General features: G+C 62.0%; 17 protein-coding genes. 6 read left to right on the forward strand and 11 right to left on the reverse strand.

The window, feature by feature from the left end; genetic code table 11:
- Positions 1–105: 105 nt before the first annotated feature.
- Entirely contained in the window at positions 106–2190 is a 2085-nt protein-coding gene (locus BM110_RS12025) for a TonB-dependent receptor family protein (RefSeq protein ID WP_093513452.1), read from the forward strand.
- Here the strand turns inward: BM110_RS12025 and BM110_RS12030 are convergent, their stop codons facing one another.
- Genes BM110_RS12030 through glnE form a run of 8 tightly spaced genes read right to left on the reverse strand, consistent with a single transcriptional unit; the run spans position 2191 to position 12134 of the window.
- Positions 2191–3633, reverse strand: a complete 1443-nt coding sequence (locus BM110_RS12030) for a lipopolysaccharide kinase InaA family protein (protein ID WP_093513453.1) — start codon at positions 3631–3633, stop codon at positions 2191–2193.
- Positions 3633–4385, reverse strand: a complete 753-nt coding sequence (locus BM110_RS12035) for a lipopolysaccharide kinase InaA family protein (protein ID WP_093121299.1) — start codon at positions 4383–4385, stop codon at positions 3633–3635. The genes BM110_RS12030 and BM110_RS12035 overlap by 1 nt, the downstream gene beginning before the upstream one ends.
- A complete protein-coding gene (locus BM110_RS12040; protein WP_093121300.1) occupies positions 4382–5116 on the reverse strand; it encodes a lipopolysaccharide kinase InaA family protein in 735 nt (244 codons plus the stop codon). The genes BM110_RS12035 and BM110_RS12040 overlap by 4 nt, the downstream gene beginning before the upstream one ends.
- Positions 5116–5922, reverse strand: coding sequence for a lipopolysaccharide core heptose(I) kinase RfaP (rfaP, locus tag BM110_RS12045; RefSeq protein ID WP_093513454.1), 807 nt, complete (start codon positions 5920–5922; stop codon positions 5116–5118). Before rfaP ends, BM110_RS12040 begins: the two co-directional genes overlap by 1 nt.
- Positions 5919–7043, reverse strand: a complete 1125-nt coding sequence (locus BM110_RS12050; protein WP_092246541.1) for a glycosyltransferase family 4 protein — start codon at positions 7041–7043, stop codon at positions 5919–5921. Before BM110_RS12050 ends, rfaP begins: the two co-directional genes overlap by 4 nt.
- Positions 7043–8104 (reverse strand): lipopolysaccharide heptosyltransferase I, encoded by a 1062-nt coding sequence (gene waaC, locus BM110_RS12055; RefSeq protein ID WP_093513455.1) that lies wholly within the window; start codon positions 8102–8104, stop codon positions 7043–7045. The genes BM110_RS12050 and waaC overlap by 1 nt, the downstream gene beginning before the upstream one ends.
- A gap of 1 nt (position 8105) precedes the next feature.
- On the reverse strand, positions 8106–9140 hold the full coding sequence (waaF, locus tag BM110_RS12060; protein WP_071492320.1) for a lipopolysaccharide heptosyltransferase II: 1035 nt from the start codon (positions 9138–9140) through the stop codon (positions 8106–8108).
- 54 nt (positions 9141–9194) lie between these two features.
- Positions 9195–12134 carry a bifunctional [glutamate--ammonia ligase]-adenylyl-L-tyrosine phosphorylase/[glutamate--ammonia-ligase] adenylyltransferase gene (glnE, locus tag BM110_RS12065; protein ID WP_093513456.1) on the reverse strand — a complete coding sequence of 980 codons (2940 nt, stop codon included), beginning with the start codon at positions 12132–12134 and terminating at the stop codon, positions 9195–9197.
- A 383-nt stretch (positions 12135–12517) separates the two neighbouring features.
- Between glnE and aceE the strand changes: the two genes are divergently transcribed.
- The 4 genes from aceE (at position 12518) to msrA (ending at position 20554) form a co-directional block, all read left to right on the forward strand.
- Positions 12518–15163 carry a pyruvate dehydrogenase (acetyl-transferring), homodimeric type gene (aceE, locus tag BM110_RS12070; protein ID WP_058423512.1) on the forward strand — a complete coding sequence of 882 codons (2646 nt, stop codon included), beginning with the start codon at positions 12518–12520 and terminating at the stop codon, positions 15161–15163.
- An 11-nt stretch (positions 15164–15174) separates the two neighbouring features.
- Entirely contained in the window at positions 15175–16824 is a 1650-nt protein-coding gene (gene aceF / locus BM110_RS12075) for a dihydrolipoyllysine-residue acetyltransferase (protein ID WP_093513457.1), read from the forward strand.
- A 315-nt stretch (positions 16825–17139) separates the two neighbouring features.
- On the forward strand, positions 17140–19833 hold the full coding sequence (locus BM110_RS12080) for a putative bifunctional diguanylate cyclase/phosphodiesterase (protein ID WP_071492324.1): 2694 nt from the start codon (positions 17140–17142) through the stop codon (positions 19831–19833).
- A 73-nt stretch (positions 19834–19906) separates the two neighbouring features.
- Positions 19907–20554, forward strand: coding sequence for a peptide-methionine (S)-S-oxide reductase MsrA (gene msrA, locus BM110_RS12085; protein WP_093513458.1), 648 nt, complete (start codon positions 19907–19909; stop codon positions 20552–20554).
- A gap of 127 nt (positions 20555–20681) precedes the next feature.
- On the opposite strand, the gene BM110_RS12090 is transcribed toward msrA, so the two are convergent.
- On the reverse strand, positions 20682–21518 hold the full coding sequence (locus BM110_RS12090; RefSeq protein WP_071492326.1) for a 23S rRNA (adenine(2030)-N(6))-methyltransferase RlmJ: 837 nt from the start codon (positions 21516–21518) through the stop codon (positions 20682–20684).
- 174 nt (positions 21519–21692) lie between these two features.
- On the opposite strand from BM110_RS12090, the gene BM110_RS12095 reads away from it, so the two are divergent.
- Positions 21693–22970 carry an O-acetylhomoserine aminocarboxypropyltransferase/cysteine synthase family protein gene (locus BM110_RS12095; RefSeq protein ID WP_092246523.1) on the forward strand — a complete coding sequence of 426 codons (1278 nt, stop codon included), beginning with the start codon at positions 21693–21695 and terminating at the stop codon, positions 22968–22970.
- On the opposite strand, the gene BM110_RS12100 is transcribed toward BM110_RS12095, so the two are convergent.
- Together BM110_RS12100 and BM110_RS12105 are read right to left on the reverse strand one after the other, a co-directional pair.
- Complete coding sequence (locus tag BM110_RS12100) at positions 22956–23639, reverse strand: DUF4123 domain-containing protein (protein WP_093513459.1); 684 nt, start codon at positions 23637–23639, stop codon at positions 22956–22958. The two genes, BM110_RS12095 and BM110_RS12100, sit on opposite strands and share 15 nt — an antisense overlap.
- A 26-nt stretch (positions 23640–23665) precedes the next feature.
- Positions 23666–25639, reverse strand: a complete 1974-nt coding sequence (locus BM110_RS12105) for a type VI secretion system Vgr family protein (RefSeq protein WP_093513460.1) — start codon at positions 25637–25639, stop codon at positions 23666–23668.
- Positions 25640–25758: the final 119 nt, after the last annotated feature.

The raw sequence follows: 25758 nt of genomic DNA on the forward strand, positions 1-25758 counted from the left end.
TTGCAGCGTAGGACGATTCCCAAATGATAAAAATCGCCTGAGCCACTAAACTCGCGCCCCTTTGCGCGTCTACCTCCTATGCGCGCCATGGATTCCGGCTGACTGATGAAAACCCTCGCCCGCTTCACCTTGTTGTTGCCTGGCCTGTTGGCCCTGAGCGATGCCGCTCGGGCCGACGACGCTCCGCTGGTCCTCGACCCCAGCGTGGTCACCGGCTCGCGCAGCGCCAGCCCGACCTTCGACCTGCCGTACTCGGTGGACGGCATCAGCCGCGAACAGATCAGCGACGGCCAATTGGGCATCAACGCCTCCGAGGCCCTGTCCCGCGTGCCTGGCCTGGTGGTGCAGAACCGCCAGAACTATGCCCAGGACCTGCAGATTTCCTCCCGAGGCTTCGGCGCCCGCTCGGCGTTCGGCGTGCGCGGCATCAAGCTGATTGCCGACGGCATCCCCGCCAGTACCCCGGACGGCCAGGGCCAGGCGGCCACCTTCAACCTCGATACCGCCGAACGCATCGAAGTGCTGCGCGGCCCTGCCGCCACCCTGTATGGCAGCAATGCCGGCGGCGTGATCCAGATGTTCTCCCGCGACGGCGAAGGCCCACCGCGCATCGGCGCCGAGACCCTGGTGGGCAGCGACGGCCTGAAAAAGAACCACCTGAACGCCGAAGGCGCGACCAACGGCGCCGGTTTCGTGCTCGACGCTTCGCGCATGGACACCAACGGCTACCGCGACCACAGCAGCGCACGCCGCGACCAGACCTTCGCCAAGCTCAATGTCCAGCCGGATGACGACAGCAAGCTGGCGCTGATCTACAGCAGCCTGCAGCAGAACGGCACCCAGGACCCGCTGGGGCAGACCTGGGCAGCGTACAAGGCCGACCCACGCTCGGTGAGCGCCAACGCGCTGACGTACAACACGCGTAAAAGCATCGATCATCAGCAATTGGGAATGAATTACGAGCGGTACTTCGGCGATGCGACACTGCAGGTGAACGGATATACGGGGCGGCGGAGTGTGATTCAGTATTTGTCGATTCCAAAGGGCACACCCGCCAACGAGCGTGGCGGCGGCGTGGTGCAATTCGACCGCAAGTTCTATGGCGGCAGCGTGCGTTGGATACAGCCTATTGAAAGCGCACCGGGCGAGCTAATGATCATCTCCGGCCTGGATTTCGATCAAAGCGAAGACAGTCGCCACGGCTACCAGAACTACAGCGGCAACACCCTCGGCGTAAAAGGCCAACTGCGCCGCGATGAAATCGACACCGCCCGCAGTCTCGACCCCTATATCCAGGCCAACTGGGCCCTCGACCGCTGGACCCTGCAAGCCGGCGTCCGGCACAGCACCATGCAGTTGGACGTTGACGACCAGTTCCTCAGCAACGGCGATTCCAGCGGCAACAAGACCTATCAGAAAAATACGCCGTCAATGAGCGTGATGTATGCGTTCACGCCTGAACTGCATGGTTATGTGAGCGCGGGCAAAGGCTTCGAAACACCAACCCAGGCCGAATTGGCCTATGCGCCGGGCAATGTGGAGGGCTTCAACTTCGGCTTGAAACCGTCAGAGAGCACACAGTACGAAGTGGGATTAAAGGCCCAAGTGAAAAATACCAGGATCAATGCGGCCGTATTCCAGATAACTACAGAAGATGAGTTAGTGGTCGCTCAATCCAAAGACGGCCGCACCAGTTACCAAAACGCCGGCCGCACCCTGCGCCGCGGCTTCGAACTGGGCATCGAAAGCCAGCTCAGCGAGCACTGGAGCGCCAACCTCGCCTACACCCGCCTGCAAGCCACCTACGACAGTGACTTCGTCAGCGGCAACACCGCCGTCGACAAGGGCAACTACCTGCCGGGAGTCCCTCAAACCACGCTGTTCGCAGAACTGAGCTGGAAACCAAGGGACTGGGTCAGCACCGCCCTCGAAGGGATGTACCGCAGCCAGGTCTACGTCGAAGACACCAACAGCCAACACGCCGCCCCGGCCTACAGCGTATTCAACTGGCGCGCCCGCTTTGAGCAGAAAGTCGAACACTGGACCTTCCACCAGACCCTGCGCCTGGACAACCTGCTCGACCGCCAGTACGTCGGCTCGGTGATCGTCGGCGACGGCAATAACCGCTACTACGAAGCGGCGCCTGGACGTTCGTGGTATGCAGGCGCCGGGGCGGAGTATCGGTTCTGATCAGTTGATGTCTCGAGGCAACCGCTGATCAATCAATTGGTACAACGCACTGCTTTCGGGCCAGTTACGCATGAACCGCGCCCGGTCCTTGGCATACGCCGGGGCGAAGCTCGCCTCGGAGCCGTGCTGACACATGGCGTCCAGGTCGATCAGCGACCAGCGGCCCTGGTCCCAGAACAGGTTGTGGCCCTTGAAATCGCCATGGCTGATGCGTTCACGGATCAGCTCGGCGAACAGGTGATCCAGCGCCTGCAGTTCGTTTTCCGGCGCGTCACCATTTTCAACGTACGGCGCGAAGCGCTCGATGATATCTGGGCCGGGCAGGTATTCGGTGACCAGGTAAGCGCGACGGCGCAACCAGAAGAAGCGTTTTTCCAGCACCGCCAGCGGCTTGGGCGTGGCGATACCGAGGAACGCCAGGCGGTTGCCTTCGCGCCAGGAGTGCCAGGCACGGCTCGGACGCCAGAAGCGTTTGAGCCAGTGGGCGAAGCCCTTGATGTTATAGCGCTTGATTACCAGCGGCCGACCGGCCACCTCGACCTTGGCCACGCTGGCGGCGCCGCCGGTCTTGTACAAATGCCCCTGGTCCAGCAGTGCGTCAGCCTGTTCCAGCACCGGCAGCATGGCCGGTTCCTCTTCCCGCCGGATCGCGCGCAAGGCAAAGGCGCCGCGCACCACGCTGAACAGCGTGCATTCACGGCCGACCTTGCTCAGGAAGTCCTTGAGGCGCCAGGCACTGACTTTACGCACCTGTTTCTCCAGGGCTTCCAGCGGCAGGGCGTGCTCGCCGTTGCTCAGCAGGTAGTACACCAGCAGCTCTTCGGTAAACGGCTCGATATTCTTCGGCAACTGGGCGAAAAACACCCCGAGGTTTTCCAGCACACGGTTGCGTGAGAGCGGTTTACCCGCTTCTTCGACGCGGATCCCGGCGCCATCGATCAGGTACAGCTTGCCGTCCTGGCGCAGCAGGTTGTCCAGGTGCAGGTCTTCCTGCCATAGGCCCCTGGTGTGCATCTGCGCAATGGCACCCAGCGCTTCGGCCAGCACGGCGGTTTGTTCGTCAGCCAGCGGCGGCAGGTCTTCGACGGCCTGCCAGGCAGCGGCCAGGCTTTCGGCGCCCTCGATGAACTCGAACAGCAGCCAGCCGCCCTCGCCTTCCTGCAAGCCATCGGCCAGCAGCAACGGCGTGGTCAGGCCTTGCTCGGCGAGCAGGCGCACGCCGCTGAGTTCACGCTGAAAGTGCCGCGCCGCCTTGCTGCCCACCAGTAACTTGGCCAAAACCGGACGACCGCGCCAGACCGCCGCCCCCACATAACGCTCGCCCGGCAGCACACGTAACAGGCTCAGCAGTTGCAACTGGCCCGGGCCGGCCGCATCGGCCAGTTCGAGGGTCAGTGGCAGCCCGGGGTTACGGCCGGCGGCTTTAAGCTCGGACAGACGCATCAACGGTTTTCCTTGTGACTACGGCGCGCGGTCAGTTTCTGCAGCCAGCTGGTGACCAGCGCGCTGTCCTTCGATTGATCAAGATAGGCGGCCAACAGTTGGCGCACCTGTTCATCCGACCACTGCGGTGCACGTCGCAACAACGGCTCCAGGTCCTTGACCCGATCGCGCCAGCCGAACAGCAGCGGGCGGGTTTTCTCAAGGTCGATCAACTGCGCGGCATAGCCGTCGCCGGTGGCCTGCATAAAAATATGCTTGGGATAAAAACAGCCATGCACCTGGCCGACGCTGTGCAACCGGCGCGCAAGCTGACCGCAGGCCAGCAGGATCGCGTGGTGCTGGGCGTCGCTCAATTGAGGCCACTGCCCCAGCAGCGAATCCAGGTCATTCCAGCCGTCCAGGGCACGGGTCAGCAGCATGGCGCGATGCTCGCCGCCCACCTTGCGCTCGCCGTAGAAAGCCGCCTGCAAGGCAGGGATGCCGAGCTTGCGGTAACGACTGATATTGCGGAACTCGCGGGAGAAACTCGGCTCGCCAAAGGGACGGTGCAGGCTGCGCGTCAGGTAGTTGCTCTGACGCTTGAGGTAATAACCGTGGCCGTCCAGCTCCAGACGAAACACGCTGCTCCAGCCGCCGCGACTGGTGTTGGGTTCATCCACTGCATCCAGTTGTTTGGCCCACAGGGCGTCGAACGTCGCCAAGCCGTTGCGCTCCAGCAGCGCCCGGTCTTCAGCCGCCAGGAAATCACTCATTCACGTCCCTCGAAAAACTTCACCACGTGGCGAATACGCTGTTTGTCCGCTGCACTCAGGTGTCGGCGCTGACGGTATTGCATGTAGAAACGCAGGCGCTGGGTGGCGGACAAGTGATACTTGGCCACCTTGTCCAGGCAGGCCAGGTCTTTGGTGATGCGGTACTTGAGCCAGAACCCGCGCCAGAAATCGCCGTTGGGGCAGTCGATCAGGTACAGGGTCTGCTGGTCATCGATCAACAGGTTGCGCCACTTCAAGTCGTTATGGGTAAAGCGATGATCGTGCATGGTGCGTGTGTATTCGGCGAGCTGACGGCTCACCGCGTCGACCCACTTGGGGTCGCGCAGGCGCGCATCGTTGCGCTCGGCCAATACCGAGAGGTCTTCGGTCTTCGGCAGCTCGCGGGTGATCATTGCCCCACGATCATAGGCCAGGCCCTTTCGCTCCAGCCCCCAGGCAACCACATCAGCGGTGGGAATACCCCATTTGGCGAAACGCTTGAGGTTCTGCCATTCGGACTTGACCCGCGGCTTGCCCAGGTAGCGCCGCAGCCCTTTGCCGGCACCAATGTAGCGCTTGACGTAATAGTTGACCCCGCCACGCTCCACGCGGATCACTTCCGACAGCGGATCGCGGGTCAGGCGCTCGCCTTGCAGGGCGAAGACCGCTTCGAGGTTGCCGAAATCATCCGCCAGGCTGGCGTACGCAGGTTCCAGGTTCCAACCCGCCATCAGATCGCATCCCCATAACGCAGCTTGCGCGCATACAGCTTGTCGGCCTTGCGCTGCATCAGGCTCAGTGACGCCGATTGCTCAGCGAGGATCTGGCGCAGCGGCTGGCGGAAGTAGCCCTTGAGGAAACGCAGCTTGTCGCGACGGGTGAGGCCGATATCCAGCGCCGAGTAGTACAGCGCGGACAGGTCCTTGTCGCGCCAGCGCAGCGGCAGATGGGCACGCAGTTGAGCGCGGTGCAGGTCGATCACCGACAGCTTGATGTTGTTCGCATCGATGGGCCTGGCGGTGTCCAGCAGGAAGTGGCACAGGTAGCAGTCGCGGTGGTTTACGCCACCCCGGTGCATATCACCAACCATGCGCGCCAGCTCGGCCGTGAGGGCATGACGCAACGCGGGCGCAGGCGGTTCGGCGACCCAATTGATCGTGACGTCTTCGAGGCTGAGGGTCGGCGCCAGCTCTTCGGTGATGATGAACGAGTGCTGGTCCGCCGGGTTGCTGCCCTTCTCGCCGAAAGCCACGCCGGTCATGGTCGGCACGCCGAGTGACTGGAGTCGATGAATCGCCGCCCATTCAAGGCCTGCGCCCAGCACCGGCAGCTTGGCGGTAATCAGGTTCTTGAAGATTTCGCCCCAGCCGATGCCACGGTGGATCTTCACGAAATACGGACGGCCATCCACCACGGTGCGCAGCGTGCGGCGCGCCGCCAGCTCACGGAATACCTGGCCTTGCAGTTTCTCGACTTCGGCAAAGGCATCAAGCCCGGCCCACAATGTCTTGAACGGTTCGGCAAGAATCAACTTCATCGTTTTGGCTCCGCCAGAATCACATCCGCAGCGCGCTGCGGCATGCTGTAAAGGTCGGCCGTCTCAGCGAAGGCCAGGCCATTGCGGCTCCAGGCCGCGCGCTGTGCAGTGTCGGTGAGCATGTGCGTCAGGTACTGGTTGAGCTGCGCTTGTTCAAACGGCTCATCCAGTACCAGGCCACTGTCGGCCTCGGCAATGTAGTGGGCATACCCACATACCGCCGAGACCAGCACCGGCAACCCGGCCACCAGGGCTTCGAGCAAGACGGTGCCGGTGTTTTCGTTGTACGCCGGGTGAATCAACAGGTCGGCGCCCAGCAGGAAACGCGGGATATCGCTGCGGCCCTTGAGGAACTGCACGTTATCGCCCAAGCCCAAGGTGGCGCTTTGCAGTTGGAATACCTTGGGGTCGTCCTGGCCGATTACAAACAGGCGCGTGCGTTTTTTCAATTCAGGCGGCAACGCGGCCACGGCCTTGAGGCTGCGGTCGACCCCTTTGGTCTTGAAGCCCGAGCCGATCTGCACCAGCAGCAACTCGTCGTCGCCGAGGTTGAATTCCTTGCGGAAACCCTCACGGATTTCGGCGGCATTCGGCGGTGCGCGGCGGTCCTGGGCAATGCCCGGTGGCAGCAGGTGGAAGCGCTCCACCGGGGTGTTGTAATGCTTGATGAACAGCGGCTGCTGCACTTCGGAAATCATCAGGACTTCGGTCTTGGCGTCCTTGGCGAACACTGCGCGTTCGTACTCGGCGAAGTGCTTGTAGCGGCCGAAATAGCGGTACAGCGAGTGGCGCAGGTTTTGCGCCTTGTCTTCAAAGCAACCGTCGGCGGCGTAGTACACGTCCAGGTTGGGCATTTTGTTGAAGCCGATCAGGCGGTCCACCGGGCGCCTGGCCAGGTCGGCAGCCATCCAGGCGCTGAGCTTTTCATTGCGCCGATGGTTGAAGAACGCCTTGACCGGCGCCACCAGCACTTCGAAGCCGGGCGGGATGTCGCCCTCCCAGATCAGCGTGTACACACGAATCTGATGACCGCGCTGCTGGCACTCCAGGGCGATGCGCATGAAGTCGCGCTGCAGGCCACCGAAGGGGAAATATTTGTACAGCACAAAAGCCAGTTGCATCAGTGCAGCTCCTCAGCCAATAACAACGTGCTCAGTCGGCTTGCCACACGCTCTGGGTTCAGGCGCGTGAAGCACAGGGGCGACTCGCGCTTGAGGTCGAACCGACGCAGGTCGTCGGCCGTCGGTTGATAGGTACATTGCTTTTGCAGGCACGGCGCGCAGGGGAAGTCGCTGGCCAGATGAATCTGGCGCTTGCCGTAGGCACCGGTCAGGCCGGGGTTGGTCGGGCCGAACAGGGAGATGGTCGGCACATCCAGCGCGGCGGCCAGGTGGCCGAGACCGGTGTCCACCGCCACACAGGCGCGAGCGCCGGCCAATACACGAGCCACACCGGCCAGGTTCAGCTTGGGTAGCACCTCGGCGTTTTGCAGGCCCTGGGCCAGGCGTTCGGCACGGGCTTTTTCGGCGGCGTTACCCCACGGCAATTTCACGTCGACACCCAGGCGGCCCATGCGCTCGGCCAGCTCGCGCCAGTAGGCTTCGGGCCAGTGCTTGGTGTCCCAGGTGGTGCCGTGCAACAGCAGCACAAAAGGTTTTTTCGGCGGCAGGCCCAGGAGCTTTTCAGTGCTCAGGCCGTAGTCGCCCAGGCCTTTGGGCAGGTCATATCCGAGCGCCACGGCGAACAACTGGCGCAGACGCTCCACCGCGTGTTGCCCTCGCGCAACGGCGAGGCGTCGCGAATAGAAACGCGCAGCCATCGGCTCGCGGGCGGAGTTTCTGTCGAAACCCGCGACGGGCGCACGCACATAACGGGTCAGCCAGGCGCTTTTCAGCAGGCCCTGGGCGTCGATCACCAGATCGTATTTGGTCGACTGGACTTGCTGCTTGAAGCGCCGCCACTCGCCACTCTTGATGGTTTGCCAGATGTTTTTGCGCCAGCGGCGGATCGCCACCGGGATCACCTTGTCGACCGCCGGGTGCCAGGTGGGAATCTCGGCAAAGCCTTCTTCCACTACCCAGTCGAATTGAATGCCGGGGATCGCCCGCGCCGCGTCGGTCAGCGCCGGCAAGGCGTGGATCACGTCGCCCAGGGATGAGGTCTTGATTACCAGTACGCGCAAACTATCGGACCTCGACCGCAGAGCCCTGCAACCGCTGCAAGGCCTCGTTCACCGGCTGTGGCAACAACTGGCGCATGCAATTGTAGTGGCCGAAACGGCAGGTACGGTCAAAACATGGGCTGCACTCCAGGCCCAGGCGCACCACTTCGACCTGATCGGCCAAGGGCGGCGTGAAGCCCGGCGAGGTGGAGCCATACACCGCCACCAGCGGGCGGTTCAGCGCAGCGGCCACGTGCATCAGGCCGGAGTCGTTGGACACCACCGAATCGGCGCAGGACAGCAGGTCGATGGCCTCGGCCAGGGACGTGTCGCCACTGAGGTTCACTGCCTCTTCACGCAGGCCGGGGATCAGGCGCTGGCGAATGTCTTCACCTACCGGATGGTCCTTCTTCGAACCGAACAGCCACACCTGCCAGCCTTCGCGGATCTTCGCCTCGGCCACCTTCGCGTAATGCTCCGACGGCCAGCGCTTGGACTCGCCAAACTCGGCGCCGGGGCACAAGGCCAACACCGGCCGGTCCAGGGTCAGGCCGAACTTGGCCAGGGCCGCGTCGCGGCTCAGCGGGTCGATCTGCAGGCTCGGGCGCGGATACGGCTTGGGCAACTCGGCACCCGGCTCATAGGCCAGGGCCATGAAGCGTTCGATCATCAGCGGGTAGCGGGCTTTGTCCAGCGTGCGCACGTCATTGAGCAGCACGTAGCGGAACTCGCCGCGCCAGCCGGTGCGCTTGGGGATACCGGCAAAATACGGCACCAGCGCCGACTTGAGCGAGTTGGGCAGCAGGATCGCCTGGTCGTACTCACCCGCCAGGGACTTGCCGATGCGACGGCGGGTTGCCAGCTCCAGGGCACCGTGGCCGAGCGGGAAGCTCAAGGCCTTGCGCACCTCGGGCATGCGCTCGAGGATCGGCCGGCTCCACTCGGGGGCGAGCACGTCGATCTGGCAGTCCGGGTAACGCACGCGCAGGCACTGGAAGAGTGTCTGCGCCATCACCATGTCACCGACCCAACTGGGCCCAACGATCAGAATATTCATGTAGTTTCCACAAACGATGCGGGGAGGCTTATGCCTCCCCGCCGTAATAGTGTTTCAGCTCAGCCCCAGCGCCTGCCAGATTCGCATTACCTGGCGCCGTTCGTCGGCAAACTGATCCCCGGCCACTGTACCGGCCTCGTTCTGCAAGGCCTGGCGGTGCGCGGCGGATCGGTAGGCCTTATACACCTCACGCAGCAGATGGGCATCGGCGGCGGGCATCAAGCCTACCTGCTCCAGGCCTTCCAGAATGCGGATATTGTCGGTGTAGCGCAGCAACGATGGATGTTGCGCAGACCACGCCAAAGCCGCGTATTGCACCATAAATTCAATATCGACGATACCTCCGGCGTCCTGCTTGAGGTCGAACAGCGCCGTGGCTTCGAAGGCATTGGCGCCGGTGCCGGCCGCCGTGCCCTTGGTGCCCAGGTTGTCACGCATTTTGGCGCGCATCTCGCTGACCTCCTGGCGCAGCTTCGCCAGGTCCCGCTCCTGCCCCAATACCTTAGCCCGTACCCGCTCGAACGCCTGGCCCACATCCTGGCTGCCCACCAGCACCCGCGCACGGATCAGGGCCTGATGCTCCCAGGTCCAGGCTTCATTTTGCTGATAGCGCTCAAACGCCCCCAGCGAACTCACCAACAAACCGGATGCGCCGGAAGGTCGCAGGCGCATGTCCACTTCATACAACTGGCCCGAGTTGGTCTGGGTGGTCAGCAGGTGGATGATGCGCTGGCCCAGGCGCGTGAAGAACTGCGCACCGTCGATGGGCTTGGCGCCATCGGTTTCCGCCTGGGGATCACCGTCGTGGATAAACACCAAGTCCAGGTCCGAACCATGCCCCAGTTCTATACCGCCGACTTTCCCATAACCGACAATGATAAACCCAGGATCGCACAGGGTGCCGTCCAACCGCTGCGGCGAGCCATGGCGCCCCACGGTCTGGCGCCAGGCCAGGGCCAGCACTTGTTCGAGGATGGCCTCGGCGAGCCAGGTCAGGTAGTCGCTGACTTTCATCAGCGGCAGGCTGCCGGCAATCTCCGAGGCCGCCACGCGCAGGCGGTGGGCCAGCTTGAAGTGCCGCAGGGCTTCCATCTGTTGCTCAAGGTCATCTTCGGGGATGCGTGTAAGACGCTCGCGTAGTTCGGCGGCCAGTTCCGGCGCCAGCGGTGGCTTGAACAGGCGGCCTTCGTTGAGCAATTCGTCGAGCAACAGCGGGAAACGGGTGATCTGCTCGGCGATCCACGGGCTCGCGGCGCACAGGGTCAGCAGACGGCGCAGGGCATCGGGGTTTTCCGTGAGCAGCACCAGGTAAGCGGAACGCCGGGCGACGGCTTCCACCAGCGGCAACACGCGCTCCAGCACCAGGTCCGGGTTGGCGTGCTCGACCGCCTGGGCAAGCAGGCGCGGTATAAAAGCATCCAACCGTTCGCGCCCCAAACGCTGCATGGCCCGCAGTTGCGGGCTGTTGCGCAGGCCGGCCAACGCCTTGAGCGCCTTGGCCGCGTCGGTAAAACCACCTTCGGCCAACTGACGGCAGGCCGCCTCTTCATCCTGGGATTCCTCCCAAAGCGGCAGCCACTCACCGCCCACCACCAACTCGCTTTCTTCGCCCTCTTCTTCATCCGGATCGGCGATCACCTGGCGGAAGTGCCAGTCCACCCGACCGCGCCAGTACATCAGGCGCTCGTGGAAAGCGTCCCAATCGGCAAAGCCCAACATAAAGGCAATGCGCGCCTGGTCTTCGGGGCTGTCCGGAAGCATTTGTGTCTGGCGATCGGCAATCGCCTGGATCGCGTGCTCGGTGTAACGCAGGAATTCGTAGCCATTGCGCAATTCGGCAATCACCGCCGGCGGCAGGTAACCCTGGCCTTCCAGGGTGCCGAGCACCTTGAGCAGCGGGCGCTGTTGCAGGCTCAGGTCGCGGCCGCCGTGGATCAACTGGAACGCCTGGGCGATAAACTCCACTTCGCGGATGCCGCCCGAGCCCAGCTTGATGTTGTCGGCCATGCCTTTGCGCCGTACTTCCTGCTGAATCAACTGCTTCATCGTGCGCAGCGCTTCGATGGCGGAGAAGTCCAGGTAGCGGCGATAGACGAACGGCCGCAGCATGTCGAGCAGTTGTGCACCGGCCACCTGGTCGCCGGCCACGACCCGCGCCTTGATCATGGCGTAGCGTTCCCAGTCACGGCCCTGATCCTGGTAATACTGCTCCAGCGCGTTGAAGCTCAGTACCAGCGCACCGGCCGAGCCGTAGGGGCGCAGGCGCATGTCGACGCGAAACACAAAGCCGTCAACGGTGATCGGGTCGAGGGCCTTGATCAGTTTCTGACCAAGGCGGATAAAGAATTCCTGGTTATCCAGGGCGCGTTTCACACCCACCGTCTCGCCACCTTCGGGGTAGGCGAAGATCAAGTCGATATCCGACGACAGGTTCAACTCCACCGCACCGAGCTTGCCCATGCCGAGGATCACCATGTGCTGCGGCTCGCCGCTGCGCCGCCCGGTGGGCGTGCCGAACTGTACGCAGTGACGTTGGTACAGCCACTGGTAGGCCTGGTCGATGCAGGCGTCGGCCATGTCGGAAAGGTCGCGGCAGGTTTGCACCAGGTCGGCCTGGCGGGTCAGGTCGCGCCAGATGATGCGCACTTGCTGGCGCGTGCGCTGGCGACGCAGCACACGGCCGAGTTCATCTTCTGTTTCGACTTGTTGCACAGCGCCAGCAATCTGCCAGCACAGCTCGCCGGGCGCAAAACCCCGGTCCAATTCGCCCCAGGCGGCCAGTTCGAGCAACATCAAAGGGTCACGAACACTCTGTTCAATGACGAAATCACTGGCGGCGCACACGCGGGCGAAGTCGGCCCACCGTTGCGGCGTCCACGCAGAAAGTCCATGATCGTCGTCCAGCGCGGCCACTGCGTCACGAAATGACTGCTCGGCCCGCTGGGCTTTTGGCAAGAGAATGGCCGGTAGTTGGGCCAGTGTTGGAAGGCTCATGGTCTATCCTTGATCGGCGTGTAATTGGCTACGTGTTGTGAACGCAAGGACCACGCTCTATGAAGGACTGTCGAACAAAGGTTAGAAATAGCTGAAATTAATTTCATTTTGGCAGCCAACATCAAGCTTTCACCTTTTCTTGTTCGCAAAAGATCAACAATAACGATTATGCTCACCAGCCAGACCGAGCCATACGCTCAGTCTTGTGTAGTTTTACTACTCGTATATACATTCGAAAGGCTGAAATGGCCGACGATTTGTAGTAAAACTACAGGACGCCGAAGCAACCTTCGGCCATCCAAGAATTTATGTCGTCTGCCCACAAGGCCAGTCGCAAACTTCAGGCAACCGATTCTGGTAGCCTTTCCGCCCTGGAGCAAGCCATGCAAGACCTCGATCCCGTCGAAACCCAGGAATGGCTGGACGCCCTGGAATCGGTTCTCGACAAAGAAGGCGAAGACCGTGCTCACTACCTGATGACCCGTATGGGCGAACTCGCGACCCGCAGCGGCTCGCAACTGCCTTACGCCATCACTACGCCATACCGCAACACCATCCCCGTTACCCACGAAGCACGCATGCCTGGCGACCTGTTCATGGAACGCCGCATTCGCTCGCTGGTACGCTGGAACGCCATGGCGATGGTAATGCGCACGAACTTGAAAGATTCGGACCTGGGCGGTCACATCTCCAGCTTCGCTTCCAGCGCAACCCTGTATGACATCGGCTTCAACTACTTCTTCCAGGCCCCGACCGACGAACACGGCGGCGACCTGATCTACTTCCAGGGCCACACCTCGCCAGGCGTCTACGCCCGTGCGTTCATGGAAGGCCGCATCAGCGAAGAACACATGAACAACTTCCGCCAGGAAGTGGACGGTAACGGCCTGTCGTCGTACCCGCACCCTTGGCTGATGCCTGATTTCTGGCAGTTCCCGACCGTATCCATGGGCCTGGGCCCGATCCAGGCGATCTACCAGGCACGCTTCATGAAGTACCTGGAAGCCCGTGGCTTCATCCCTGAAGGCAAACAGAAGGTCTGGTGCTTCCTGGGCGACGGCGAGTGCGACGAGCCGGAATCCCTGGGCGCCATCTCCCTGGCCGGCCGCGAGAAGCTGGACAACCTGATCTTTGTCATCAACTGCAACCTGCAGCGCCTCGACGGCCCGGTTCGCGGCAACGGCAAGATCATCCAGGAACTCGAAGGCGTATTCCGCGGCGCCCAGTGGAACGTGACCAAAGTCATCTGGGGCCGTTTCTGGGACCCACTGCTGGCCAAGGACGTCGACGGTATCCTGCAGCGTCGCATGGACGAAGTCATCGACGGCGAGTACCAGAACTACAAGGCCAAGGACGGCGCGTTCGTCCGCGAACACTTCTTCAACACGCCTGAACTCAAGGCGATGGTTGCCGACCTGTCCGACGACGAGATCTGGAAACTCAACCGTGGCGGCCACGACCCGTACAAGGTCTATGCGGCGTACCACGAAGCGGTCAACCACAAAGAACAACCGACCGTCATCCTGGCCAAGACCATCAAGGGTTATGGCACCGGTGCCGGCGAAGCGAAGAACACTGCGCACAACACCAAGAAAGTCGATGTCGACAGCCTGAAGTTGTTCCGTGACCGCTTCGACATCCCGGTCAAGGATGAAGAGCTGGAAAACCTGCCGTTCTTCAAGCCGGAGCCGAACAGCGCCGAAGCCCGCTACCTGGCCGAGCGCCGCGCCGCACTGGGTGGTTTCGTGCCACAACGCCGCGCGCAGAGCTTCAGCGTACCGACGCCGGACCTGAGCACCCTCAAGGCTATCCTTGACGGCTCGGGCGACCGTGAAATCTCCACCACCATGGCCTTCGTGCGGATCCTCGCGCAGTTGGTCAAGGACAAGGACATCGGCCCGCGCATCGTCCCGATCATCCCGGACGAAGCCCGTACCTTCGGTATGGAAGGCATGTTCCGTCAGTTGGGCATCTACTCCTCCGTCGGCCAGCTCTACGAGCCAGTCGATAAAGACCAGGTGATGTTCTACAAGGAAGACAAGAAGGGCCAGATCCTCGAAGAAGGCATCAACGAAGCGGGCGCAATGAGCTCCTTCATCGCTGCCGGTACTTCGTACTCCAGCCACAACCAGCCGATGCTGCCGTTCTACATCTTCTATTCGATGTTCGGCTTCCAGCGTATCGGCGACCTGGCCTGGGCAGCAGGCGACAGCCGTACCCGTGGCTTCCTGATCGGCGGCACCGCCGGTCGTACCACGCTGAACGGCGAAGGCCTGCAACACGAAGACGGTCACAGCCACATCCTGGCTGCCACCATCCCGAACTGCCGCACCTTTGATCCAACCTACGGCTACGAGCTGGCGGTGATCATCCAGGACGGCATGAAGAAGATGACCGAAGAGCAGCAGGACGTTTTCTACTACATCACTGTGATGAACGAGTCCTACCAGCAGCCAGCCATGCCGGCCGGCGTGGAAGAAGGCATCATCAAGGGCATGTACCTGCTCGAAGAAGACACCAAGGAAGCAGCGCACCACGTACAGCTGATGGGCTCCGGCACCATCCTGCGCGAAGTGCGTGAAGCGGCCAAGATCCTGCGTGACGAGTTCAACGTCGGGGCCGACGTATGGAGCGTGACCAGCTTCAACGAACTGCGTCGCGATGGCCTGGCCGTAGAGCGTCACAACCGCCTGCACCCTGGCCAGAAGCCACAGCGCACCTTCGTTGAAGAGTGCCTGACCGGCCGTAAAGGCCCGGTGATCGCTTCGACCGACTACATGAAACTGTTTGCTGAACAAATTCGCCAGTGGGTCCCGTCCAAGGAATTCAAAGTCCTGGGCACCGACGGTTTCGGCCGCAGTGACAGCCGCAAGAAGCTGCGTCACTTCTTCGAAGTTGACCGTCACTTCGTGGTGTTGGCAGCCCTGGAAGCCTTGGCTGACCGTGGTGAGATCGAACCGAAGGTGGTGGCTGACGCTATCGTCAAGTTCGGGATCAACCCGGAAAAACGCAACCCACTGGACTGCTGAGGAGACTTTTTGTGAGCGAACTCATTCGCGTACCTGACATCGGCAGCGGTGAAGGTGAAGTAATCGAGCTGTTTGTGAAGGTCGGCGACACCGTCGAAGCCGACCAGAGCATCCTGACCCTGGAATCGGACAAGGCGAGCATGGAAATCCCTGCTCCCAAGGCCGGCGTGGTCAAGAGCCTGAAAGTGAAGCTGGGCGACCGCCTGAAAGAAGGCGACGAACTGCTGGAGCTGGAAATCGAAGGTGCCGCTGATGCGGCCCCTGCGCCGGCGGCCCCTGCTGCCGCCGCTGCACCTGCGCCTGCTGCTGAAAAACCTGCCGAAGCGCCTGCCGCTGCGGCTGCCGCACCTGCCGCCGCCACTGTCCAGGACATTCACGTCCCGGACATCGGTTCGTCGGGCAAGGCCAAGATCATCGAGCTGCTGGTCAAGGTCGGCGACACCGTCGAAGCCGACCAGTCGCTGATCACCCTGGAGTCCGACAAAGCCTCCATGGAAATCCCTTCGCCGGCTGCCGGCGTGGTGGAAAGCATTGCGGTCAAGCTGGAAGACGAAGTCGGCACCGGTGACTTCATCCTCAAGCTGAAAGTACAAGGCGCAGCGCCTGCCGCCGCCCCAGCCCCGGCCGCTGCTCCAGCCGCCAAGGCTGAAGCCGCACCGGCTGCCGCTGCACCTGCACATGCACCTGCTGCAAAAGTCGAGGCCGCTCCGGCCGCTGCTGCTGCCGCACCTGCGCCAAGCGGTGCCAAGGTTCACGCCGGCCCTGCCGTGCGTCAGTTGGCCCGTGAGTTCGGCGTGGAGCTGAGCGCTGTGTCGGCCACTGGCCCTCACGGTCGCGTGTTGAAGGAAGACGTGCAGGTTTACGTCAAGGCCATGATGCAGAAAGCCAAGGAAGCGCCAGCTGCTGGTGGCGCTACCGGTGGTTCGGGCATTCCGCCGATCCGCACCGTGGACTTCAGCCGCTTCGGCGAAGTCGAAGAAGTGCCGATGACCCGCCTGATGCAAATCGGCGCGGCCGGCCTGCACGCCAGTTGGCTGAACATCCCGCACGTGACGCAGTTCGACCAGGCCGACATCACCGACCTGGAAGCTTTCCGCATTGCGCAGAAAGCCGTGGCCGAAAAAGCCGGCGTGAAACTGACCGTGCTGCCGCTGCTGCTCAAGGCCTGTGCCTACCTGCTCAAGGAGCTGCCGGACTTCAACAGTTCGCTGGCGCCAAGCGGCAAGGCGATCATCCGCAAGAAGTACGTGCACATCGGTTTCGCGGTGGACACCCCGGATGGCCTGCTGGTACCGGTGATCAAGAACGTCGACCAGAAGAGCCTGCTGCAACTCGCTGCCGAAGCCGCCGCGCTGGCTGCCAAGGCCCGCGACAAGAAGCTCACCCCGGACGACATGCAGGGCGCATGCTTCACCATCTCCAGCCTCGGTCACATTGGCGGTACTGGCTTTACGCCAATCGTCAACGCGCCGGAAGTGGCGATCCTGGGTGTGTCCAAGGCGACTATCCAGCCGGTTTGGGACGGTAAAGCGTTCCAGCCGAAGCTGATGCTGCCGCTGTCGCTGTCCTACGATCACCGTGTGATCAACGGCGCCGCCGCTGCGCGCTTCACCCAGCGTCTGGGCCAAGTGCTGAACGATATCCGCACGATCTTGCTGTAAACCGTCACGGCCTCCTCTTCACTGAGGAGGCCTGGCTGTATCGATTTTCGAGCGCCACGCTCGTACCTCAACCCCGCCACTTGGCGGGGCTTTTTTTGCCGGCTTTCAGGCAGGAAACTGGACATACAAGACAGGTTTGTACACCTTCCATCACCTCGATTGCAGAAATCCCTTCCGCAGCCGATAACCCCGTTATAGCACTTAGCCTTCATCCTCTCTTGTCAGCCCGCGCCGCATGATGCAACCTTGCCGCAGGCAACAGAAAAGAGGGCGTGAGCCCGGCGCCGTGCGCGTTATTTCAAGTGAGTCTCCCCCATGAAAAGCCAGCCCGATGTCGCCCGAATGGCGGCCGAGGTAGTGACGCAGTTACCGGTGCCTTCGCGCCTCGGTATGCTGCGTTTCGAGCGGCTTAATGAGGCAAGCTGGGCCCTCCTTTACCTCGACCCCAATTGCGAGCGCCAATTCGGCCTACCGGCGGTCGAGCTGTGCGCGCTGATCGGCACTCCGTACGCCAGCCTGATGGAGCCCCAGGCGCGCTATCAACTGCACGACATCATCCAGCAGCAACTGAACCAGAGCCCGCACTACCTGGTGCGCTACACCCTGCACACCAGCGACGGCCCGCTGAGCCTGCTGGAAATGGGCGAAGCCTACAAACAACACAATCGCCACCTGCTGCGCGGCTACCTGATGGTAGTCGATGGCCTGTTCAGTGAAATCCCCACTGCCGTGCCCACAGCAGACCTGGAGAACCAGAACAGCCGCCTGCAGATCGCCCTGGAACTCAACCAGCGGGCCCAGCAGGAACAGTTGCAGCACCTTGAGCGGGTGCGCGCCCAACAGGAGTTGATCCTGCTGCTGGCCCGCCAGCGCTACACCACTAACAATTCGCTGCAGGAAGCCGCCGAGCTGATCACCCGCAGCGCCTGCGATATCTACCAGATCGACTGCGCCAGCATCTGGAACCTTGAAGGCCAGCGCCTGGTGCCGATCTCCGCCTACCACCGCGCAGACGGGCAGCATCACTTGCCCGAGCCTATCGACGCCAGTTGCTTCCCGGACTACCTGGAAGCCTTGCACTCCAGCCGGGCCATCGACGCCACCAACGCACTGCGCGACCCGCGCACCCGAGAAATGGCCGACAGCCTGCGCGACAAAGACATCCACGCGATGCTTGACGCGAGCATTCGCGTCGATGGCCATGTGGTGGGCGTACTGTGCCTGGAGCAAAGCGGCAGCACCCGCGCCTGGCAGGCCGATGAAATTGCCTTTGCCGGCGAACTGGCCGACCAGTTCGCCCAGGTGATCAACAACCACAACCGCCGCACCGCCACCAGCGCCCTGCACCTGTTCCAGCGTGCCGTGGAACAAAGCGCCAACGCCTTTCTGCTGGTCAACTGCGATGGTGTAGTGGAGTACGTCAACCCAAGCTTTACTGCGATCACCCAGTACAGCGCCGAAGAGGTCCACGGCCACCGCCTGGCCCAATTGCCGGCGCTGGAGAACCTCAGCGAGTTGCTATTCGACGCCCCCTCGAGCCTGGCCAAAAGCAACAGCTGGCAGGGCGAATTCAAGAGCCGGCGCAAGAACCTGGAGCCCTACTGGGGCCAGCTGTCGATTTCCAAGGTGTATGGCGACAACCGTGAGCTGACGCACTACATCGGCATCTACGAAGACATTACCCAGACCAAGCTGGCCCAGCAGCGTATCGAGCGCCTGGCCTACACGGACAACCTGACCAACCTGGGCAATCGCCCGGCGTTCATTCGCAACCTCGATGAACGCTTCGCCCGTGACAGCGACAGCCCGATCAGCCTGCTGCTGGTGGACATCGACAACTTCAAGCGCATCAACGACAGCCTAGGCCACCAGACCGGTGACAAGCTGCTGATCAGCCTGGCCCGGCGCCTGCGCAACAGCCTGAGCACCGGTGGCAGCCTGGCGCGCTTTGCCAGCAACGAGTTTGCGGTGCTGCTCGACGACACCGACCTGGAAAGTGGCCAGTTGGTGGCCAGCCAATTGCTCGCGACCCTCGACAAGCCGATGTTCGTCGACAACCAGTTGATCAGCGTCACCGGCTCCGTGGGCCTGGCCTGCGCGCCACTGCATGGCCGCGACCCGCAGACCCTGATGCGTAACGCCGGCCTGGCCCTGCACAAGGCCAAGGCCAACGGCAAACATCAGGTGCAGATCTTTACCGAAGCGCTGAATGCCGAGGCCAGCTACAAGCTGTTCGTCGAGAACAACCTGCGCCGCGCCCTCACCCAGAACGAACTGGACGTGTTCTACCAGCCCAAGCTGTGCCTGCGCAGTGGCCGTCTGCTGGGCATGGAAGCGCTATTGCGCTGGAACCATCCGGAAAAAGGCATGATCCGCCCTGACCAATTCATCAGCGTGGCTGAAGAAACCGGCCTGATTATCCCCATCGGTAAATGGATCGCGCGCCAGGCCTGTCGCATGAGCCGTCAGTTGACCGCCGCTGGCATGGGCAACTTGCAGGTGGCGATCAACCTGTCACCCAAGCAGTTTTCCGACCCGGACCTGGTGGCCTCGATCGCCACGATCCTCAAGGAAGAAAAACTGCCGGCCAACCTGCTGGAGCTGGAACTGACCGAAGGCCTGCTCCTGGAAGCCACCGAAGACACGCGCCTGCAGCTTGATCAATTGAAGAGCTTCGGCCTGACCCTGGCCATGGACGACTTCGGCACCGGATACTCGTCGTTGAGTTACTTGAAAAAATTCCCTATCGACATCATCAAGATCGACCGCAGCTTCATCCACGAAATCCCGGACAACCAGGACGACATGGAAATCACCTCGGCGGTGATCGCCATGGCCCACAATCTCAAGCTCAAGGTGGTGGCCGAGGGCATCGAGACCGCCGAGCAACTGGCGTTCCTGCGCCGGCACCGTTGCGATGTGGGCCAGGGCTACCTGTTCGACCGACCGATCCCCGGCGCCGAGCTGTTGGCGATGCTGAAACGCTACCCGCGCGGCCCTATCGCCTGACAGCGCTGTAACACTCGGGCACACTGGCGGTCTCAATCTTTATTGCTAACTCAACCTGACGAGAGGACTGATCATGGTCTTGCGCTCGGAAATTCTGGTGAACAAAAACGTGCTGCCTACTCAAGAACAAGCTCTGCCTGGCCGTGAAACCCCGATGGCATTGCCGCAGACGCACTTCGTCAATGGCAACCCGCTGCTCGGACCGTTCCTCGATGACGTCGGCTTTGCAATCTTCGGCCTGGGCTGCTTCTGGGGTGCCGAGCGTCGGTTCTGGCAGCGCGATGGCGTGGTCAGCACTGTGGTCGGTTACGCCGGCGGCTACACGCCCAACCCGACCTATGAAGAAGTCTGCTCGGGCCTGACCGGCCACAGCGAAGTGGTGCTGGTGGTGTATGACCAGGCCAAAGTGAAATACGAAGACTTGTTGAAAATGTTCTGGGAACTGCACAACCCCACCCAGGGCATGCGCCAGGGCAATGACATCGGCAGCCAGTACCGCTCAGTGATTTATGCCACCACGCCGGAACAACTGGCGGCGGCGCAGGCCAGCGCCAAGGCGTATCAAGCCGAACTGACCAAGGCCGGCCTGGGTGCGATTACCACCGAAATCGAAGAGGCACCGACGGTGTACTTCGCCGAGGCGTATCACCAGCAGTACCTGGCGAAAAATCCGCAGGGCTATTGCGGGATTGGTGGCACCGGTGTGACCTGCCCGATCTAAAGTCGACACGGGTAAAATGTGGGAGGGGGCTTGCCCCCGATAGCGGTGTGTCAGTCAGTACATCTGTAACTGATAGATCGCTATCGGGGGCAAGCCCCCTCCCACATGAGGTATTCACAAGGCGTGGTTACTCAGCGATGAGCCAATCCATCTGCCATCCGCCCTGGGTCTGCCCAAGCTTCCTGGACAGCCACGGCAGCAGCTCACGCAGCTCCTCTTCCAGCCCCCACGGCGGGTTGGCGATGGCCAGGCCCGAGCCAGTCAGGGTGTTGGGGGTGTCCAGCGGATGCACCAGTAACTCCACTCGCAGCAACTTCGGCGCGCCGGTGCCGGCCAGGTCCTGGTAGAAACGACGCAACATGCGCTGGTCCTTCACCGGGTACCAGATGGCCGCGACGGTCTGGCGCATGCGGCCCACTGCTTCCTTGAGGGAGGCGGCGCAGCGTTGCATCTCGTCGAGCTTTTCGAACGGCGGGTCGATCAGCATCAGCGCGCGCTTTTCCGGCACCGGCAACAGCGCACGCGGTACGTGCCAACCTTCGCCCAGGTGCACTTTGACGCGGCGGTCACCCTTCATGTTGTCCTTGAGCAACACGCCGTCTTCCGGGTGTTTCTCATTGAGCAGCACGCGGTCCTGAGGGCGCGTCAGGCGCCGCGCCAGCTCGGGCGAACCAGGGTAGTAGCGCAACTCGCCATCCGGGTTCATCTCATGCAGCACGCGCATGTAATCGGCGGTCAACGGCGGCAGGTCGCTTGCGCCCCACAGGCGGGCGATGCCTTCCAGGTATTCACCGGTGCGGTTGGCCTGGTCGCCCTGCAGGTCGTACAGACCGATCCCCGCATGGGTGTCGAGGTAGGCGAACGGCTGCTCCTTGCGCGACATCAGGGCGATGAGGCGGGTCAAGGTCAGGTGTTTGAAGACATCGGCGTGGTTGCCGGCGTGAAAGGCGTGACGATAATTCATGGTTGCTCCTGCGCAGGGGGCGAAGTTTACCTTTTACGCAAGCGTTGGTGCAGGGCAACGTGCCGGGCGGTACTTATATCGAAAAGACAGGCTTTCACCTGAAAAAAGTCTAAATATCAATGATGACTCGGACTTATTGTGGCGATCCACACTCCAGGGAGGTCCATCACCATCATGAAAGACGCCACCATCGCACTGCACCACGGCTTCCAGTCGGACCCGACCACCAAGGCCGTTGCTGTGCCGATCTACCAGAATGTTGCCTTCGAATTCGACAACGCCCAGCACGGCGCCGACCTGTTCAACCTGGACGTGCCCGGCAATATCTACACGCGGATCATGAACCCCACCAACGACGTGCTGGAGCAACGCATCGCCGCGCTCGAAGGCGGTATCGCAGGCCTGGCGGTGTCGGCCGGCAGCGCGGCGATCCACTACGCGATCCAGACGCTCACCCGCGCCGGGGACAATATTGTCACCACCCCGCAACTCTACGGCGGCACCTACACCTTGTTCGCGCACTTGCTGCCCAGCTTCGGCGTCGATGTTCGCTTTGCCCGGGATGACTGCGCCGAAGCCATCGCCGAGCTGATCGACGACAACACCAAGCTGGTGTACTGCGAAAGCATCGGCAACCCGGCGGGCAACATCGTCGACCTGGAAGCCCTGGCCAACGTCGCCCACGCGCACGGCGTGCCGCTGGTGGTGGATAACACCGTGGCCACGCCGATCCTGTGCAAACCCATCCGGTTCGGCGCCGATATCGTGGTGCACTCGGTGACCAAGTACATCGGCGGCCACGGCAACTCCCTGGGCGGCGTGATCGTCGACAGCGGCAACTTCCCCTGGACCGACTACCCGCAGAAATTCCCCGGGCTCAACAACCCCGAGCCCGCCTATCACGGCGTGGTCTACACCGAGAAATTCGGCCCGGCCGCCTTCATCGCTCGCGCCCGCACCGTTCCACTGCGCAACACCGGCGCGGCACTGGCCCCGATGAACGCCTTCCTGCTGCTGCAAGGCCTGGAAACCCTGGCCCTGCGCATGGAGCGCCATACTGAAAACGCCCTGAAGGTCGCACAGTTCCTGCAAGGCCATGCCGAGGTAGAGTGGGTCAGCTACGCAGGCCTGCCGGACCACCCGCACCACGAACTGGCGCAGAAGTACTTGCAAGGCAAACCGTCAGCAATCCTTTCATTTGGCTTGAAGGGCGGCTATGAGGCCGGCGTGCGCTTCTATGACGCACTGCGCATCTTCAAGCGCCTGGTGAACATCGGCGATGCCAAATCCCTGGCCTGCCACCCGGCCTCCACCACCCATCGGCAGATGAACGAGCAAGAACAGGCCAAGGCCGGCGTAAAGCCCGAGATGATTCGCTTGTCGGTGGGCATCGAGGCCATTGAAGACCTGATCGAGGATTTGCAGCAGGCGCTGGGCTCAACTCAGCTCTGAGGCCAGGTAATCAGCCAGCGCTTCATGGCTGATACCCGATCGACGCGCAAAGTAGGCGACCTTGTGCTGCAAGGTCGCCGGCGCAAAAGCGGTGTAGAGGTCGGGTCGCTGCTCTTCGAGCCACTGCAACAGGTTACCGACCAGGGTTTGCGGCGATTGCTCCGCCAAGTGCTCCAGCAAAGGTACCGGCACTCGCCACCATGGGCTGGCTTTGGCGGCAGTGACCGGGCCAGTCGCAACAGTCAGCGATTGGCCACTAATGAGGTATCGCGGGAACACCGGCAACAGCTCTTCACCGCAGCGCTGAATGATCGGCAGAAACTGCGCGCCATCCCAAAAGCGCAAAAATACCTCTTGCCCATCGGCCAGGTACACCTTGGTCAGGCTTTGCAGGTGTGCGACCACCACGTCCAATGGGCAGGACGATACGGCCAGCCAGCCCCAATCCGTGGCGTCTGTGGCGGCAGCCCATTCCAGGAACGCGCTACCTGGATCGACGATGCCTACATAGGGCATCACCTCCTCCCAGGTCGCATAGGCCGTACTGGCCCAAACGGGATGCAAAGGCGCTCCGCCGGCCAGCGTTCGCCACGCATTCAAGGGCTGGGCGTCGCTGGCAGCGCCGAGTACTGCGAAGATCTTTTCACCAGCAAGCAAGGGTTGAAGCATCGACGTAGAGTCCTTCTGGGTGGAGGTCAGGTGAGATTGCACTGGCCGTTCCTGCATCGTTCGCACTCTTCGCAAAACGGTGCACTGCGTTTCAGGCTGGCGACCTGCACACGGGACAGCGGAGCCGGGATCACTGCCAACAATTTTTCCTTCACCCCCGGCATCAACGGCGCCGCTACTGCAGCGGGCGCCCCGCCAGGCTGGATCGGCACGCTGCTGAAAATGCCACCGGCAGACAGGGTGATCGACTGCCCACCCGCCTGAATCGTGACGGTCGCGCCCGCGCCAATGACGATGCTTTGTCCTGCGCCTATCTGGATGGTCTGCCCGGCCCGGACCTGCTGCGAACCGCCCACCACCAGATGGTCGTCCTGCTTGAGGTCGGTCAGGCGGTTGCCATGATTTATCCGCTGTTCCTCGCCCTGCACTTCATGGTGCGATTCGCCGTCCACCATCACCCGATGGTCATGTAGCACATGCTGCGTCCAATCCCGCTGGGCGCGCAGATAGATTTCCTCGGCCCCCTTGCGATCCTCGATGCGTAGCTCGTTGTAGCCACCCCCCCCAGGGCTGCTCTGGCTGCGCAAGATGCTTCGGGTCTTGTCCGCCGGCAAATCGAGGGGCACCTGTGTTGCCGCATTAGGCAGGCAACCCATCACCAATGGCATATCCGGGTCGCCATTGACGAAGCCCACCAGGACCTCCATACCGACCCGCGGAATCAACACAGAACCGTAACGATCATGGGCCCAACCGCTGGCAACCCTCAGCCAGCAGCTGGACTGATCGTTGCGTTCACCGTTGCGGTCCCAGGCAAACTGCACCTTGACCCGGCCGTACTCGTCACAATGGATTTCACTGTCGGCTGGCCCCGTTACCACTGCGCTCTGGTAACCCGATATGGGCGGCCGCGACATCAGGAGCGGTGTTCGAAACAGCACGTCCCAGGGCGTTACGACAAATTCATTGCTGTAGCCTTGGGAGGATTCATCGCCATATCCTTCAGGGGCAGATTCCTCAAGCACCTGAGGCTGCCGCCCTGTATGGTGCAACTGAGTGACCAGCCACAAGGCATTCCACTCCTGACGAGGGTGACCAGCCATCTTCAGGAACTGTCCGGTGACCAACGCCGGTTGATCGCTATGGCCACGGGCCTGGCGGTAATCGCTGCGATGACGCTCCAGCACGCGTTGCGCCAGGTACTTGCCACGCTCACGATCTTCGAAGTGCCCTGGGTAACCCTGGTCGTTCAGAGTCGGTTGCCGATTGCTGGAGACTGCGCTTTCCAACGTCAGGTTCGGCTTTTTGAAGTCGTAGTCCCGCAGATTCACACCGCTGGTGCGGGTCTTCAGCCGCAGAATAAAGCGCTTGATCGCAGGCCCATCGGCCACCATCCCGGAGCCGGGTGAATACGGCGTGACGTGATCCGGCTGCGCGAACACACTCTGGTCGTCGCCAAACACCAACAGGTGGCGCTCGGGGCTGTGCTGGAAGTGATAGTGAATGCCCCATTCGGCACACAAGCGTTGAATAAACTCCAGATCGGTTTCGCCGAACTGAACACAATACTCACACTCGGGGTACTTGCCGCTCAGATGAAACGCGAAGGCATCAGCCTTGATGGCCTGGGCTTCCAATACCTGCGCAATGATCTGGGGCACTGTTTGTTTCTGGAAGATCCGCTGATGAGTGCTGTGCTCCAGATAAGCCAGCTGCGGCATCAGGGTGATCTGATAGCGCGTAAGGCGCCTGCCCGAATCGCCTTGTGCGACCCGATACACCAGGCCATGAATGCCATGGCCATTGGCATCAAACCCCAGGAACGCCTGGCTGTGCAGCAGACTCTCAAGGTCCAGGTCGGGTTGCTCGCTGACCAACTCCAGGTCAAAGCGAAAAGGCAGGCTGATGAACTCAGTCCCCATGAACCCGTGGACCTTGAATTCACTGGGCTCCCCATTGAGGGACAGGGTAAAGGCACTCTGATTGGCAGGAGCTAACATCCGGTGTTTCTCTGCAAGGGGTAAGGGGCCGATTCTGCATCACGGCTGCCCTCTGCCGAGCACGCGCCAGACAAATCAGTAAAACCCTACAAAAACGCGTACGAATCCTCTCTGGGTCG

The organism is Pseudomonas sp. NFPP28 (assembly GCF_900115535.1).
Lineage (GTDB): Bacteria > Pseudomonadota > Gammaproteobacteria > Pseudomonadales > Pseudomonadaceae > Aquipseudomonas > Aquipseudomonas extremorientalis.